Raw genomic sequence first — 14,860 nt, forward strand, 5'->3', positions numbered from 1 at the left:
GTGTGCACGACATAGCTGCGCTGCTCGGACATGACCGGCAGGCTATCGACGCCCGCCCGGGAGGGCGCCGGATCAGCCGCGGACGAAGGGGATGGTGAGCGGGTACTTCCAGCGCACACCGGCGTTCGCGCGAACCGCTCCGATGATGCTGAACACGATGTTCACGATCAGGGTGGCGATCATCACCACGACCACCAAGGCGAAGGCGATTCCGACTCCGACACTCACGTCGTCGTTTGCGGTCGAGGCCGTGGCGAACACGAGGGCGACAGCGAACAGGACGAACCCAACCACGTTCGCGAGGATGTACGTCAACTGGAAGTTGAGCGCCTGGCGCGAATGCCAGCGTGTTTCGGGTCGGGTGTCGTCGTCGGAGATGCAGTACAAGACCAACGGCAGGATGAAGCCGCCCGCGACCAGCCCGCCATGCGAGAGAATCGACAAGGTCCGGTCGCTCGAGTCGACGGCACCGCCCGGAGCGACGGGTCCCCACGCTCGTCCGTCCCACCAACGCAGCCCCGGACCGTCGCGATACCAGCCCGGTGGTGGCAGCGCGGCCACGGGAGGCGGGGGAGGCAGTGATGATGCTGACCGTGGTGGCCCGGGAGGCGACTCAGGTGGCGTCGGCGGCGGCGGTTGGGTCCGCTGAGACGGCGTCTCACTCATGCCCTCACCGTACTTCTGCCATCGCGCGGTGAAGCGGTAGCGTTCCGCCCGTGCTTGCCATCATCGACTCCGACGACACCGTCACCCAACTGCTGTACTTCGTGCACATCTTCAGCGCCATTGCGGCGTTCGGCCCGCTGTTTCTCTACCCACGGATGCAGCGCGCCGGCGAGACGCAGGCGATGGCTGCGCTGCACATGAAGCTTGCGTTTCCGGCGCTCGTGGTGCTGTGGATCGCCGGGATGGGAATGGCCGGCACCCAGAAACTCAGCCTCGGAGGCACGTGGTTCGTCACGATCACGATCGTGCTCTGGCTGATCGCGCTGCTCGTGAGCTGGTTCCTGATCCGGCCCTCGATCACGGACACCTCGGAGCAGGCCCGCAAGATGATGGCTGCCGGAATCGGTGTGACCCACCTGATCCTCGTGGTGGCGCTCTACCTGATGATCTTCAAGCCCGGCGGCTACGAGTTCAACTCCTGATCCGACGCATCCGACCGGCTCGTACCCGGCGGAGTACCGATCGGTGAACTCCGTCCCGCGCTCACCGTTTTGTGTGACCGAATCCGCGTCCGTCGCCGATTTCGGTCACACAAACCCCATCGCGAGCTCCAGGACGGGGCCGGCGCTGCCCGGTCAGTCGAGAGCGATCGGCTGTTCGTCGGCTTCGGTGAACTCGTCGGCGACGTCCTCGACCGGCGCGTTCGGGTCCTCCTTGAGGCCGGACAGGATCAGCACCTTGTCGCTGATCTCCATCATCACCTCGGGGTTCGTGCGGAGGTATTCCTTCGCCTTTTCCCGACCCTGACCGAGTTGCTCACCCTCGTAGGTGAACCAGGCACCGGACTTCTTGACGATGCCGAAGTCGACCGACAGGTCGATCAGCGAGCCCTCACGACTGATGCCCTTGCCGTACATGATGTCGAACTCGGCCTGCTTGAACGGCGGGGACACCTTGTTCTTCACGACCTTCACACGAGTGCGGTTGCCGACCGCCTCGGTACCGTCCTTCAGCGTCTCGATGCGACGGATGTCGAGGCGGACCGACGAGTAGAACTTCAGCGCACGGCCACCCGGTGTGGTCTCGGGTGAACCGAACATCACGCCGATCTTCTCGCGCAGCTGGTTGATGAAGATGCAGATCGTGTCGGTCTTGTTGAGGTTGCCGGTGAGCTTGCGGAGCGCCTGGCTCATGAGACGAGCCTGGAGGCCGACGTGGGAGTCGCCCATCTCGCCCTCGATCTCGGCGCGGGGCGTCAACGCCGCCACCGAGTCGACCACGACCACGTCGATCGCACCGGACCGCGTGAGCATGTCGCAGATCTCGAGTGCCTGCTCGCCCGTGTCGGGCTGGGAGATGAGGAGTTGATCGACGTCGACACCGATCGCTGCGGCGTACACCGGATCCATTGCGTGTTCGGCGTCGATGTAGGCACACACCCCACCGTTGCGCTGCGCCTCGGCCACGACGTGCATCGCCAGCGTGGACTTGCCGGAGGACTCCGGACCGTAGATCTCGGTGACACGGCCACGCGGCAGGCCGCCGACTCCGAGTGCCAGGTCGAGTGCGAGTGCACCGGTCGGCACGACCCGGACGTCCATGTTCGTGCGTTCACCCATCTTCATGATGGCGCCCGTGCCGAACTGCTTGTCGATCTGCTGGAGGGCGATGTCGAGGGCTTTGGAGCGGTCGTCTTTTGCCATGTCGTGTCTCTCTTTCGTTGCGTTCCGTAGTGGGATGGAGGGAGTTTCCACCATCATGACGAGGGGGTACTTCAGAGTTGTTCTGGTACTGCTGCGTGGGAGCCGTGGGAGTCGGGCTCGTCGAACTCCATCGCTGTGATTTGCATCGTACAAGACGAACAACCGTTCGGGCAAGCATCTTCTGACCGAACGACGACGAGCCGGCCCCGCCGAGCACGTTCGTAGTGCACGGGGCAGATTTGGCAGACTCTCCCGGTGCGGCGTTCGCTCGGCGGTCTGATCTTGCTCGTTTCGGGTGGATTCTTCGCGCTCGCGATCAGTTCGTTCTGGCTCGAACGGGTGTCGTTCAGTCCCGAGATCAACACCGACTCCGCCTACGCGATCCTCGGCGACGAGGACATCCAGCGTCAGATCGCCTCGGTCGTCGCCGGAGCCGACGCACAAGAACTCGGGCTCTCCCCCGCTGACCTCCAGGTGCTGGTCACACAGGTGACGAGAATCCGCGAGGGTGCCACCGAGATGCGGGTGTTCACGGCCGCAGCACATGACAAGTTGATCGGTGGAACCGAGGAGCCCGTGGTGATCACCCCGAGCGAGCAGGTCCAGATCACCCGTACAGAGCGAGCGGCGGTCCTGCCGGCGATCACACTCCCCGTCCAACGCGTTGCCGCGTTCGACGTTCTGGCGTCGATCACGCGGTGGACGACTCTCGTGAGCCTCGGACTCGCACTCCTCACACTGCTGTTGGGGGTGATCCTGCGACCCGAACGTGGCGAGTTCATGTTCGCGCTCGGGACCGGGCTGATGGCGACCGGTGTCGGCCTGATCCTCTTCGGCTACCTGATCCCGACGTTCGTGTTCCCGCTGATCTCCGACGACATCTGGGTCGGGCTGTTCCCCAGTCTCGCCACCCATCGGGTCACGTTGACCCTCGCCGGCGGGTTGGGATCGATCGTCCTCGGCGCGGCCGTGATCCTGTTCACCGGCGGCCGACGCCAACGCCGCCAACGCTCGACCCCGCTCGCTGCGACCCGCTACCGCGAGCAACGCAGCTGGAGCAACTGACGTCGATCAGTCCAGGCTCCGACGCTGAGCCTGGCCCATGGTGGGTGCCGTGACGCGAAACGACCAGGAGCAGCACGAAGTCGCTCCTGGTCGTTGTTGGTGCTTCCCCTGGGACTTCTGCCCAGGGCTCACGTGGATGAAGAGCCACGCGAGTGCCAAATTGTCTGGTGCTTCCCCTGGGACTTGAACCCAGAACCAATGGATTAAGAGTCCACTGCTCTGCCAATTGAGCTAGAGAAGCAAAGTGCGCCGCAGGATGATAGCTCCGACGACGACTTTTTACGCATCACTGCGCAGGGTGGCCAAGGGGACTTGAACCCCCAACCGCCAGGATCACAACCTGGTGCTCTACCTGTTGAGCTATGACCACCATGAACGCCCGGGTATGTGGGGCGAGGCCCGACATTCTGCCAGCGAGTCCGGCGATCCGCACCCTCGGATTTGGAAGACGATGCTGGTCAGACAGGCGCCGGCTCGCCCTCGACGAACAATGGGGTGATCCCCTCCGCCTCCACATCGTCCAGCATCAGGGCGCGGTCGGGCATCGTCAGATCGCCCTCGGCGGCTTCGACGATCATCGGGAGCAACCGCGCGTCGCTCGTCGTGTTGAGGAACATCTGCGGATGCGACAGCACGTAGCGCACCGCCCGACCGATCGGTTCGGCCTCGGTCAGCGGGTCGTACCAACTGAAGTGATTCGTGCTGCCGTCCGCCCACGCACCGCGGGCGATCGACTTGATCGTCTGCACTGCCACCGACCGCTCGGCACATACGTCGAGCAGGCGTTCCACGTCCCCGCGGTACCGCGGGTTCTCCATCATGACGAAGTTGACCGGGAACAGTACCGAAGCGAAGTCGAAGCGTTCGAGGCTGCGGAGGTGCATCTCGGCGATCGGAACACCGTGGCCGGTCACCCCGATGTGCGCGACCAGTCCCTCGTCCCGCGCCGCGGCGAGCGCGTCGACCGCTCCCCCACTGGCGAACGCCTGCTGCCATCCGTCCTCGTCGACCAGGTTGTGGAGTTGGATCAGGTCGACCGAGTCGACTCCCAATCGCTCCAGCGACCGTTCGAGTTCTGCCCGTGCGCCGTCGCCACCCCGCTCACCGGACTTCGTGGCGAGGAAGACCTCGTCACGATGGCTGGTCAGCCACGGCCGCAAACGGACCTCGGACTCGCCGTAGGACGCAGCCGTGTCGATGTGGTTGATCCCCCAGCCGGTGACGGCATCGAGCGTCGCGTCGGCACGCTCCTGACTCATCGCACCGAGCGCGGCGGCACCGAAGATCACGCGCGTCGAGTCGTGGCCGGTCGAGCCGAATGCCGCACGTGGGAGCACGGTTTCACCGTAGCTCGCTGACAGAGACCGCGCCCGGTGCCAGACTGCGCGCATGGAGATCGGCGAGCACGTGCGTACCGACACGGGGTGGGAGGTGGTCGACACCCATCCGGTCGACGACCGTGGTGTCACCATCGGTTCGAATTTCACCGTGGGCAACGGCTACCTCGGCTATCGCGGAACGCGTCCCGACCAGCGGGCCGACAGCTTCGTCGGGTGTGTCGTGAGCGACACGTACGACATGGCGGACGGAGTGTGGCGCGAGCTGGCGACGGTGCCGAACGGTCTCCTCGTCACGCTTGCGGCCGACGGCCGACCGCTCACCTTCGACGCGGATCAGGATGCCGAGGTCGAGCTCACCCTGCAGACCGGGGAGTACACGCACCGAGCGATGTGGTCGAACGGCAGCGTCGAGGCGCTGGTGTCGGTGCGCCGGTTCGCCAGCTTGGACGACCTGCACGTCGTGATGCAGCAGGTGACGGTGGTGGCGACGCACGAGATGACGTTGCAGGTCCACGCCGGGATCGACCCGGTCGTCTGGAGCCTGAACGGCGACCACCTCGGACGCATCAGCACCACCCGCGAGGACGGCCTGGCCACGGCACGCTGCACGACCAACGAGTCACGCGTCGACATCGCCGTGGCGTCGTCGTGGCGGATCAGCCGCGACTCGTTGCATCTGTGGCCCGGCGACGACGTGACCATCACCTCCGCGATGGCGGTCGCCACGTCGAACGACGACGACGTGCCGTTCGGCCCGCTGGAGCGTGCGTTCGACAGCGCCGAGACGGCGATCGAGAACGGCTACCGCGACACGCTGGAGCGTTCCGCACGCCACTGGACGAAGTTCTGGGACACCGCCGACGTCGTGATCTCCGGTGACGACACGATGGGCGCGCAAGCGGCGCTCCGCTTCTCGATCTGGCACAACCGCATCGCCACCCCGGCACACAACGATCGGCTCCCCATCGGAGCGCGCGGATTGTCGTGTCAGGCGTATCAGGGGGCGGCGTTCTGGGACCAGGAGATGTTCAACCTCCCGGCGTACCTGTTCACCGCACCCGACCTCGCACGCAACATCTTGACGTATCGCTGGCGGACCCTCGACGGGGCCCGGCGCAAAGCGGCCCGGCTCGGATACGAGGGCGCGTTCTTCGCCTGGATCAGCGGGACCACCGGCGACGAGTTGTGTCCCGACTTCTTCTTCGACGACGTGCTCACCGGCCGTCCGATCCGGAACCACTTCAACGACTGGCAGATGCACATCAGCCCCGACATCGCGGTGGCGGTCGAGCGGTACTGGGACGCGGCCGGCGACGACGAGTTCATGGTCGAACACGGCGCCGAGATCGTCTTCGAGGTGGCGAACTTCCTCGCCTCGTTCGTGAAGTACGTCCCGCACCGGGAGCGGTACGAGATCATCCGGCTGCTCGGGCCGGACGAGTGGCACGAGAACGTCGACAACGATGCCTACACGAACCGCATGACCCAGATCGCGCTCGCCGCCGCGGTCCGGGTGCGCGACTGGATGAGCGAGCACCACCCCGATCGACTCGCCGGCCTCGACGCCGGAGACGATCGCGCGGCCAGGTGGAGCGACGTCCACGACCGCCTCCACGTCCCGGCTCCCGATCCCGACACGTCGATCATCGAACAGTTCGACGGCTTCTTCGCACTCGAGGACACGCAACCCGGCCAGCTCCGTGAACGGCTCCTCGAACCCGACGAGTACTGGGGGTGGCCGAACGGCGTGGCCGTCCACACCCAGGTGTCGAAGCAACCGGCGGTCGTCCAGCTGTTCGCGGTCGATCCGACACATCCCCTCGACGTGCAACGGGCGAACTTCGAGTACTACGAGCCGCGCTGCGCACACGGATCGTCGCTGAGCCACTCGGTGCACGCGACGGTCGCCGCTCGGCTCGCTGCCGACGATCCGGCGTTGATGAGCCAGGCGCTCGCGTACTTCTGGCTGGCGGCGACGCTCGACCTGAACGACGTCCACCCGCCCAGCGTCGGCGGCACGTTCATCGGCGGCATGCACACCGCCGCGAACGCGGGGGCCTATCAGACCGCGGTGTACGGGTTCGGCGGTGTGTCGATCGAGGCCGGTCGGCTGCGCGTCGCCCCGGTGCTTCCGCCTGGGTGGACGTCACTGACGTTCGCACTCGTCGTGCGCGGTCAGCGGCTCGACGTCACCGCGAGCCACGACGGACACGTGGTGACGTCGCGACCCGTGAACGACGAGACGGTGACGCTGGTGGTCGGTGACGAACCGCCGGCCGACCTCGAACCCGGAGGTGCGCTGCGATGGTGACCGAAGCGAACATCGAGGCCTTCACGAACGATGGAGCGACCGTCATCCGGGGACTTCTGGGGCAACGGTGGCTCGACCTGATCGGCGAAGGCGTCGAGTTCAACCGCACTCACCCCAGCGAGTGGTCGCACTGGTACACCGCACCTGACGAGGCGATCGGGTTCTGGACCGACTACGTCACGTGGCGCGATGTCGACCAGTACCGGCAGGTCGCATTCGACAGCCCGTTGGCCGATGCAGCTCGCGCCCTGATGGGTTCCGACACCGTGCGCTTCTTCCACGAACACGTCCTCGTCAAGGAGCCAGGTGCCGTCGAGCGCACACCGTGGCACCACGATCAGCCCTACTACTGCCTCGATGGCGACCAGAACGCGAGCCTGTGGGTCGCGCTCGACCCGGTTCCTGCGGCTTCGGGAATGCGGTTCGTCGCCGGATCACACCGCTGGGACCGATGGTTCGTCCCGCGCAAGTTCATCGACCACAGCCCCTACGCCGACGCTCCCGAGGGATTCGAGATCGTCCCGGACATCGACGCCGAGATCGAGGCCGGTCATCATCGTGTCGTGTCGTTCGACGTCGAACCCGGAGACGTCATCGCGTTCCACTACCGGACGTTGCACGACGCGCCGGGCAACACGCTGGGCTCCCGACGCCGCGCGGTCAGCTTCCGCTGGATCGGCGACGACGCACGCTTCGCCACGCGCCCGTGGCAGGTCTCGCCACCCTACGAAGCCGACGGTCTCGAGGTCGGAGGCGAACTCGGCGACGACGCACGCTTTCCCATCGTGCCGATCGGCTGACGCACACCGCAGCCGGCGTCACGCTTCGAGTCGGCGGACCCGTTCGATCACCGGAACGAACTCGTCGAGCGCCCGCACCGCGAAGTACGTGATCCCCCACCGGTCCCGGCAGTGCAGGATCTTCTCGGCGATCTCCTCGACCGTCCCGACGAGCACGTAGGGGACCTGAGCGAGATCGTCCGGGCCGACCCCATCGCCCATCTCGCCGGCCATGGCGGTGAGCGATCGTTCCGCATCGTCGGTGACCTCGACCACCTGAACCAGCGCGTTCAGCTCGATCTCGCCGACCCGGACACCCGCTCCGGCACGCACTTGATCCAGCTGGTCATCGAGGTGATCGGAGGTCCAGCGGACCTCGTGGGTGTGCCCGTCGGGCCCGGTCCTGCCCAGACCCTGCAGTCCGATGATGTCGGCGTGCGCACCGGCGTGGGCGAGCAGTGCAGCGCCGTTCCCGCCGACGAGGATCGGCATCCGTGGCTGACGGCCCCGCTGAATCGAGGCGTCCACCAGGTGATGATGCGTCCCGTCGATGGTCACGGTGTCACCGTCGACGAGCCGTCGGATGATCTCGACACGCTCCGCCAATGCCTCCTTCCGAACGCGTGGCGTTTCGAGTGGGATCCCGGTCGCGGCGTATTCGTGAGGTGTGTGGCCCGCCCCGAGCCCCAACTCGAACCGTCCGTTCGACGCTTGGTCCAACGTGGTGGCCTCCCATGCGAGCTGCACCGGGTTGCGCATGTCAGCGTTCAGGACGAACGTGCCGAGACGGATCGAGGAGGTGCCGACCGCCGCGGCCGCCAACGCGACCATCGGAGAGAAACCTCCGCCGACGTGATCCGGGAGGAGAAACGTGTCGAATCCGGCGGCCTCGGCGCGCTGGGCCGCTTCGATCGGAGCCGCATCCCCGGTGGAGCGAAACTGGTGACCGAAGCGAATCGCACGCGTCATGGCCGTCACGGTAGCGATGCCATGTGTGAGGGAGAACCGAGCGGGTACGGTGCGCGCCATGGCCCACGGACTCGTCGTCAGCGGTCTCCACAAACGATTCGGGGACACCATCGCTCTGAACGGATGCGATCTGTCCGTCGAACCGGGCCAACTCGTCGGGTTCCTCGGGCCGAACGGCGCCGGCAAGTCGACGGCGATGCGTTCGATCATGGGTCTGATCACGACCGATTCCGGCACGGTCGAGTGGAACGGTCGACCGATCGACCGGAAGCTGCGTCGGCGGTTCGGCTACATGCCCCAGGAACGCGGTCTGTACACCCGGATGCGGCTGCGCGAACAGGTCGCCTACTTCGGCCGCCTCGGTGGTCTCGATGCAGGCCGCGCCGACGAGCGGGCGGACGAACTGCTCGCACGCGTCGGGCTCACCGAGCGCGCCGACGACGACGTCCAGGACCTGTCGACGGGCAACCAGCAGCGTGTCCAGCTCGCGGTCTCGCTCGTGCACCAGCCCGACCTGCTCGTGCTCGACGAGCCGTTCGCCGGTCTCGATCCGCTGGCGATCGACGTCCTGCGCGACATCATCACGGAGCGCACGGCAGACGGCGCGGCGGTCGTCTTCTCGAGCCACCAGCTCGACCTCGTGCAGGAACTGTGTCGCGATGTCGTGATCATCGACGGTGGTGAGGTGATCGACCGCGGCCACGCCGACGAGATCCGTGCCCGGTCGGATTCCCGCGAGGTGGAAGTGACCTGGGGGGACGAGGTCGCCGGCGCTGCAGGTTGGGCCCCGCCCGACGCGATTGAGACCGTCGATCCGTCGGGTCGCACCGTGTTCCGGGTGTCCGCCACGTCCGACCCGACGGCGCTGATGGAGTCGGCGGCACAGGTCGGCACCGTCACTTCGTTCCGGTTCGAACCGCCGTCGCTCGATGCGGTCTTCGCCGAGCTGGTGACGGACCGACGTGCCGCCCGCGACGAGACGGGAGGCCCGAGATGATCCGCGAGGTCGCGCGGCGCGAGATCGTCACCCGCGGACGGTCGAAGGTCTACCGGGTGACGACGTTCCTGTTGCTCGCTCTCACCGTGGTCGGTGTCATCGGAGCCGCGGTGTTCGGCTCGGGCGGCGACGACGCACCGACCGAGTACGACGTCGCCGCACCGACCGAACTCGGCCCTGCGCTCGACGCGTCGGCGCCCGACGACGTGCGAATCGACATCCAGACTCCCGGCGACGGCTCGCCGACCGCGATTCGCACAGCCGTCGAGAACGGCGATGTCGACGTCGCGGTGATCGACGGTCCCACTCTGCTCTGGAACGACGAGCCCGATCCGCTGCTCCAGGCCGTGGTCGTCGGAGCACTCGACCGAGCCTCGGTCGAGCAACGCGCCGACGAACTCGGCGTCGATTCGTCCACCCTCGCCGAGTTGTTCGCCCCTGCGCCCGTCGACGAGGAGTTCGTCGACCCGCCGAGTGACAGCGAGTCGGCTCGAACCGCCGTGGCACTGCTCGGGATCTTCATCATGTTCTTCGCGATCCAGGTGTACGGCTCGCAGATCGCGATGGTCGTCGTCGAGGAGAAGGCGAACCGCATCGTCGAGATCCTGTTGGCGCTCGTGTCACCGCGGGACCTGCTGGCCGGCAAGGTGCTCGGTGTCGGCGCCCTCGCTTCGGTGCAGGTCGCGATCCCACTCGTCGGACTCGCCGGAGCCCTCGCAGTGTCCGACTTCGCCGACGCGCCGGCCTCGGCGTACGCGTCACTGCCGCTCCTGGCCCTCGTGTTCGTGCTCGGATTCACGTTGTACGGGGTGCTTTTCGCGTTCGTCGGGTCGTTGGTGTCCCGCCAGGAGGACGCTCAACAGGCGCTGCTGCCGGTGTTCCTCCCGATCTTCCTCGGTTACCTGTTGTCGCTCCAGGCCTTGTCGTCGCCGGATTCAACGGTCGCAACGATCGCCTCGGTGGTGCCGTTCACGTCGCCGTTCGTGTTGCCGGTGACGGTCGCTCAGGAGGCGTCGTCCCCATTGATCGTCGCAGCCGCGCTCGTGCTCCTCGTCGCGACGACGATCGGAGCCCTCGCGTTCGCTGCGCGCGTCTACGAGTTCACGTTGCTGCGGACCGGCAGCCGGATCTCACTCCGCGAGGCCGTGCGCCTCGCCCGCGACTGACCTCGCCTCTACGCTCGGGCCCATGGCACTCGACGACGAACTGCTCAACCGCGTCACGTGGAAGATCCCCAACGCGCTCGCCCTGGTCGGCTCGGCGCACGATGGCGAACGCAACGGGATGACCACCAGTTGGATCACGCAGCTGTCGATGGAGCCGGTGCTGATCGGCATCGGAGTGGACAACGACGCCGTCACGCACCGCCTGATCTCCGGTAGCGGCGCGTTCTCACTCAACCTCTGGGACGCGGAGAACACACGCGTGTTCGTGAAGTTCTCGAAGCCGGCCAACGACGACGGCACCACCCTCAACGATCGGCCGGTCTCGACCGCCACCACCGGCGCACCGATCTTCGATGAGGCCCTTGCCTGGATGGACTGCGAGGTCCGCCACACGCTCGACCTCGGAACTCACACACTGTTCGTCGGCGAGATCGTCGATGCGTCGATCAACGACGACGAGGCGACGCCGGCGTCGATGAACGACACCCGCATGAAGTACGGCGGCGTCAAGCGCCACTGATCGCTCCCGGCGGCCGACCGCGCCGGCACGGGCACGTGACAGGGTGACGGCGTGAACGATTCCGTTCGTGATTCCTACGACGCCAACGCGGAGCTCTACACCGAGTTGTTCCTCGACGCCCTCGACCACGTTCCCGAGGACCGGGAACGACTCGCGGCCTTCGCCGGGCTGGCGCGCCAACGGACCGGCGTGGTCGCCGACGTCGGATGCGGACCTGGCCATGTCGTCCACTTCCTGACCGACCTCGGGGTGCCTGCGGTCGGATACGACATCGCGCCGGAGATGATCGCGACGGCGCGGCACACGTTCCCGGACTCGACGTTCCACGTCGGCGATCTCGCCGCGTTGGACATCGCCGACGCCTCACTCGCTGGGATCGTCTCGCGGTATTCGCTGATCCATCTCCCTCCGACGGAACTCCCGGCGGTCTTCCGCGAATGGTCACGGGTACTCGAACCGGGAGCACCGGTTCTCGTGGCGCTCTTCGCCGCGGAGTCAACCGCGCGCCACGGCCGTCCGTTCGACCATGCCGTCGTCACGGCGTACGAACTCTTCGCCGAGTCGGTCGCGGACGAACTCCGAGGAGCCGGCTTCGATGACGTCCGGATCTGGATCCGACCCCCACGCGACGGCGAACGGAACCTGGATCACGCGACCCTCATCGCCCGTCGGGCCGACCCCTGATCAGGCGACGCCGTCGTCGATCGTGTCGATCGGTCCGGCGAACGCGATGATCGAGAACGCGTTCCCGTCCGGGTCGTTGCACACCGAGATCCGCCCTACCGGAATGTCGAACGGTGGGACCGACACGGCGCCGCCGAGTTCGCCGACCCGTGTGGCCGCCGCGTCGGTGTCGTCGACGGCGAAGTAGATCATCCAGTGCGACGGCATGTCGCCCCAGTCATCACCCTCCATCGGCATGATTCCGCCGACCACGCGATCTCCGACCATCACCATCCGGTATCCCGGCATCCCGCCGCTCGGATCGTCGTCGGCGCCGCCCGGCATCTCCTGGAACTCCCAGCCGAGCACCGAACCGTAGAAGTCCATCGCGCCCTGCGGATCCCGCGTCGTGAGCTCGTGCCACGACAGGGTGTTCGCCACGTTCACACGCTCGGCACCGATGTGGTCACCCGGCTGCCAGAACGACACGACCGCACCGGTCGGGTCGACCACGATCGCCATCGAGCCCGACGTGAACACGTCCGTGCGCGGCATCACCACGGTCGCTCCGGCCGCCTCGGCCCTGCTCAGCGCAGCGTCGATGTCGTCGACCGAGATGTACGCCGACCAGAGCGGCATCCCGTCGTCGTTCTGCTTCGGACCGAGTCCGGCGACGGCTGCTCCGTCGAGACGGAACATGTGGTAGCCGCCGGCGTCCTCACCCTGGTCCTCGGCGCCCCAACCGAACAACGACTCATAGAACGACACACACGCGGCCGTGTCGGCCACGCCGACGTCGGTCCAGTTCGGTACGCCATGTCGGTAACGCGTGACAGTCGCCATCGGTCTCTCCCCTTCGATTCGATTTCGGCCACATCGATGGTAGGCACTCGACGGGGGCCGCTCGGACCGTCGAGCGCGACGGCGCCACCACGCCGCTGCGACCCGCTCGGTAACCTCGGCGACACCATGGCGCACGAATTCATCTACCAGGCCCACAAGCTCAAGCGGGTCTACCCGCCGGACAAGACGGTCCTCGAGAACATCTCGCTGTCGTTCTACCCGGGCGCCAAGATCGGCGTGCTCGGCTCGAACGGCGCGGGAAAGTCGTCGCTGTTGAAGATCATGGCCGGCCTCGACGACGGCTTCCAGGGCGAGGCTCGCCTGACCCCCGGCTTCACGGTCGGCTACCTCGCGCAGGAGCCGCAGCTCGACCACGACAAAGACGTCAAGGGCAACGTCATGGACGGTGTGGCCGAGGTGCAGTCGATCATCGACGAGTACAACGAGGTCATGGCCAAGTGGGCCGATCCGGACGCCGACTACGACAAGATCGGCAAGCAACAGGCCACGCTGGAGGACAAGATCGCGGCGACCGACGCGTGGTCGCTCGAACGCAACGTCGACATCGCGATGGACGCCCTGCGCTGCCCACCCGACGACGCCGACGTGAGCGTGCTGTCCGGTGGTGAGCGTCGCCGAGTCGCGCTGTGCCGCCTGCTCCTGTCGCGACCCGACCTGCTGCTGCTCGACGAGCCGACGAACCACCTCGACGCGGAATCCGTCGACTGGCTCGAACGTTTCCTCGCTGACTACGCAGGAACCGTCGTGGCGATCACGCACGACCGCTACTTCCTCGACAACGTGGCGAAGTGGATCCTCGAACTCGAACGCGGCAAGGGCCTGCCGTTCGAGGGCAACTACTCCAGCTGGCTCGAACAGAAGCAGGAGCGTCTCGAACGCGAGGAGCGCGGCAACGATGCCCGCAAGCGCACCCTCGCCCGGGAACTCGAATGGGTCCGGATGGGAACGAAGGCGCGCCAGGCGAAGGGCAAGGCACGCCTCAACGCGTACGAGAAACTGCACGCCGAGGCCAAGGCCGCCGAGCAGCAGGAATCGAAACTGCAGATCACCATCCCGGCCGGGCAGCGTCTCGGCGACAGCGTCATCGAGGTCGAGAACCTCTCGAAGGGCTTCGGCGACCGCCTGCTCATCGACGATCTGTCGTTCACGCTCCCGCCCGCGGGAATCGTCGGGATCATCGGCCCCAACGGTGCGGGCAAGACCACGCTGTTCAAGATGCTCGCCGGACGGGAGGAACCCGACTCCGGTTCGATCAAGATCGGCGACACCGTCGACCTGTCCTACGTCGACCAGGACCGTGACAGCCTCGACAGTGACGCCACCGTGTACGACGAGATCACCGGCGGCGGTGAGGTGCTCGACGTCGGCGGCCGCGAGATCCACGGCCGTGCGTACGTGTCGAGCTTCAACTTCAAGGGCACCGACCACGGAAAGCGCGTCGGTGACCTGTCCGGCGGCGAGCGCAACCGCGTCCACCTGGCCAAGCTGTTGAAGTCCGGCGGCAACGTGCTGCTGCTCGACGAGCCGACCAACGACCTCGACGTGGACACACTGCGCGCACTCGAAGCCGGTCTCGAATCGTTCCCCGGCTGCGCCGTGGTGATCTCCCACGACCGTTGGTTCCTCGACCGCATCGCCACCCACGTGCTCGCATTCGAGGGCGACAGCCAGGTCCGCTGGTTCGAGGGCAACTTCAGCGAGTACGAGGAACGCCGCAAACAGGAGCTCGGCGGCGCGGCCGACACCCCGCACCGCATCAAGTACAAGAAGCTGGCCTGACGCAACCCGTTCTCGTGAACTGTTCCCGCGCTCCGTGC

At 66.5% G+C, this 14,860-nt stretch carries 14 protein-coding genes and 2 tRNA genes; 9 read left to right on the top strand and 7 right to left on the bottom strand.

Annotation, left to right across the window (positions count from 1 at the left end):
- Nucleotides 1–72: 72 nt before the first annotated feature.
- On the bottom strand, nucleotides 73–666 hold the full coding sequence (locus ON45_RS16745; protein ID WP_083915089.1) for a magnetosome magnetite crystal formation protein family: 594 nt from the start codon (nucleotides 664–666) through the stop codon (nucleotides 73–75).
- 50 nt (nucleotides 667–716) lie between these two features.
- On the opposite strand from ON45_RS16745, the gene ON45_RS16750 reads away from it, so the two are divergent.
- A complete protein-coding gene (locus ON45_RS16750; protein ID WP_040495293.1) occupies nucleotides 717–1,148 on the top strand; it encodes a hypothetical protein in 432 nt (143 codons plus the stop codon).
- 153 nt (nucleotides 1,149–1,301) lie between these two features.
- Here the strand turns inward: ON45_RS16750 and recA are convergent, their stop codons facing one another.
- On the bottom strand, nucleotides 1,302–2,369 hold the full coding sequence (recA, locus tag ON45_RS16755) for a recombinase RecA (protein WP_040495298.1): 1,068 nt from the start codon (nucleotides 2,367–2,369) through the stop codon (nucleotides 1,302–1,304).
- 255 nt (nucleotides 2,370–2,624) lie between these two features.
- Here recA and ON45_RS16760 point away from each other — a divergent pair, with 255 nt between their 5' ends.
- Nucleotides 2,625–3,434 carry a hypothetical protein gene (locus ON45_RS16760; RefSeq protein WP_040495300.1) on the top strand — a complete coding sequence of 270 codons (810 nt, stop codon included), beginning with the start codon at nucleotides 2,625–2,627 and terminating at the stop codon, nucleotides 3,432–3,434.
- Nucleotides 3,435–3,599: 165 nt separating this feature from the next.
- Here the strand turns inward: ON45_RS16760 and ON45_RS16765 are convergent.
- From ON45_RS16765 to ON45_RS16775, 3 genes are all read right to left on the bottom strand, one after another.
- Nucleotides 3,600–3,675 (bottom strand) — tRNA-Lys (locus tag ON45_RS16765).
- Nucleotides 3,676–3,731: 56 nt separating this feature from the next.
- Nucleotides 3,732–3,804: transfer RNA gene (locus ON45_RS16770), tRNA-His, on the bottom strand.
- Nucleotides 3,805–3,892: 88 nt separating this feature from the next.
- A complete protein-coding gene (locus ON45_RS16775; RefSeq protein WP_040495303.1) occupies nucleotides 3,893–4,771 on the bottom strand; it encodes an aldo/keto reductase in 879 nt (292 codons plus the stop codon).
- A 52-nt stretch (nucleotides 4,772–4,823) separates the two neighbouring features.
- Between ON45_RS16775 and ON45_RS16780 the strand changes: the two genes are divergently transcribed.
- Together ON45_RS16780 and ON45_RS16785 are read left to right on the top strand one after the other, a co-directional pair.
- On the top strand, nucleotides 4,824–7,085 hold the full coding sequence (locus tag ON45_RS16780; RefSeq protein WP_040495305.1) for a glycosyl hydrolase family 65 domain-containing protein: 2,262 nt from the start codon (nucleotides 4,824–4,826) through the stop codon (nucleotides 7,083–7,085).
- Nucleotides 7,079–7,885, top strand: coding sequence for a phytanoyl-CoA dioxygenase family protein (locus ON45_RS16785; RefSeq protein ID WP_040495307.1), 807 nt, complete (start codon nucleotides 7,079–7,081; stop codon nucleotides 7,883–7,885). The genes ON45_RS16780 and ON45_RS16785 overlap by 7 nt, the downstream gene beginning before the upstream one ends.
- Before the next feature lie 18 nt (nucleotides 7,886–7,903).
- Here the strand turns inward: ON45_RS16785 and ON45_RS16790 are convergent, their stop codons facing one another.
- Complete coding sequence (locus tag ON45_RS16790) at nucleotides 7,904–8,833, bottom strand: TIGR03621 family F420-dependent LLM class oxidoreductase (RefSeq protein ID WP_040495319.1); 930 nt, start codon at nucleotides 8,831–8,833, stop codon at nucleotides 7,904–7,906.
- Between the two features lie 58 nt (nucleotides 8,834–8,891).
- On the opposite strand from ON45_RS16790, the gene ON45_RS16795 reads away from it, so the two are divergent.
- From ON45_RS16795 to ON45_RS16810, 4 genes are read left to right on the top strand one after another with little or no spacing between them, the layout of a single operon-like run.
- Nucleotides 8,892–9,830: an ABC transporter ATP-binding protein gene (locus ON45_RS16795; RefSeq protein ID WP_040495320.1), complete on the top strand. Its 939-nt coding sequence runs from the start codon at nucleotides 8,892–8,894 to the stop codon at nucleotides 9,828–9,830.
- Complete coding sequence (locus ON45_RS16800; RefSeq protein ID WP_040495309.1) at nucleotides 9,827–10,996, top strand: ABC transporter permease; 1,170 nt, start codon at nucleotides 9,827–9,829, stop codon at nucleotides 10,994–10,996. The genes ON45_RS16795 and ON45_RS16800 overlap by 4 nt, the downstream gene beginning before the upstream one ends.
- 22 nt (nucleotides 10,997–11,018) lie before the next feature.
- The gene (locus ON45_RS16805; RefSeq protein WP_040495311.1) at nucleotides 11,019–11,516 is read left to right on the top strand and encodes a flavin reductase family protein; all 498 of its coding nucleotides are present in this window, start codon (nucleotides 11,019–11,021) and stop codon (nucleotides 11,514–11,516) included.
- Nucleotides 11,517–11,567: 51 nt separating this feature from the next.
- Entirely contained in the window at nucleotides 11,568–12,200 is a 633-nt protein-coding gene (locus tag ON45_RS16810; protein WP_040495312.1) for a class I SAM-dependent methyltransferase, read from the top strand.
- Here the strand turns inward: ON45_RS16810 and ON45_RS16815 are convergent, their stop codons facing one another.
- The gene (locus tag ON45_RS16815; RefSeq protein WP_040495315.1) at nucleotides 12,201–13,022 is read right to left on the bottom strand and encodes a VOC family protein; all 822 of its coding nucleotides are present in this window, start codon (nucleotides 13,020–13,022) and stop codon (nucleotides 12,201–12,203) included.
- A 126-nt stretch (nucleotides 13,023–13,148) separates the two neighbouring features.
- On the opposite strand from ON45_RS16815, the gene ettA reads away from it, so the two are divergent.
- The gene (ettA, locus tag ON45_RS16820) at nucleotides 13,149–14,822 is read left to right on the top strand and encodes an energy-dependent translational throttle protein EttA (RefSeq protein WP_040495317.1); all 1,674 of its coding nucleotides are present in this window, start codon (nucleotides 13,149–13,151) and stop codon (nucleotides 14,820–14,822) included.
- Nucleotides 14,823–14,860: the final 38 nt, after the last annotated feature.

The organism is Ilumatobacter nonamiensis YM16-303, assembly GCF_000350145.1.
GTDB lineage: Bacteria > Actinomycetota > Acidimicrobiia > Acidimicrobiales > Ilumatobacteraceae > Ilumatobacter_A > Ilumatobacter_A nonamiensis.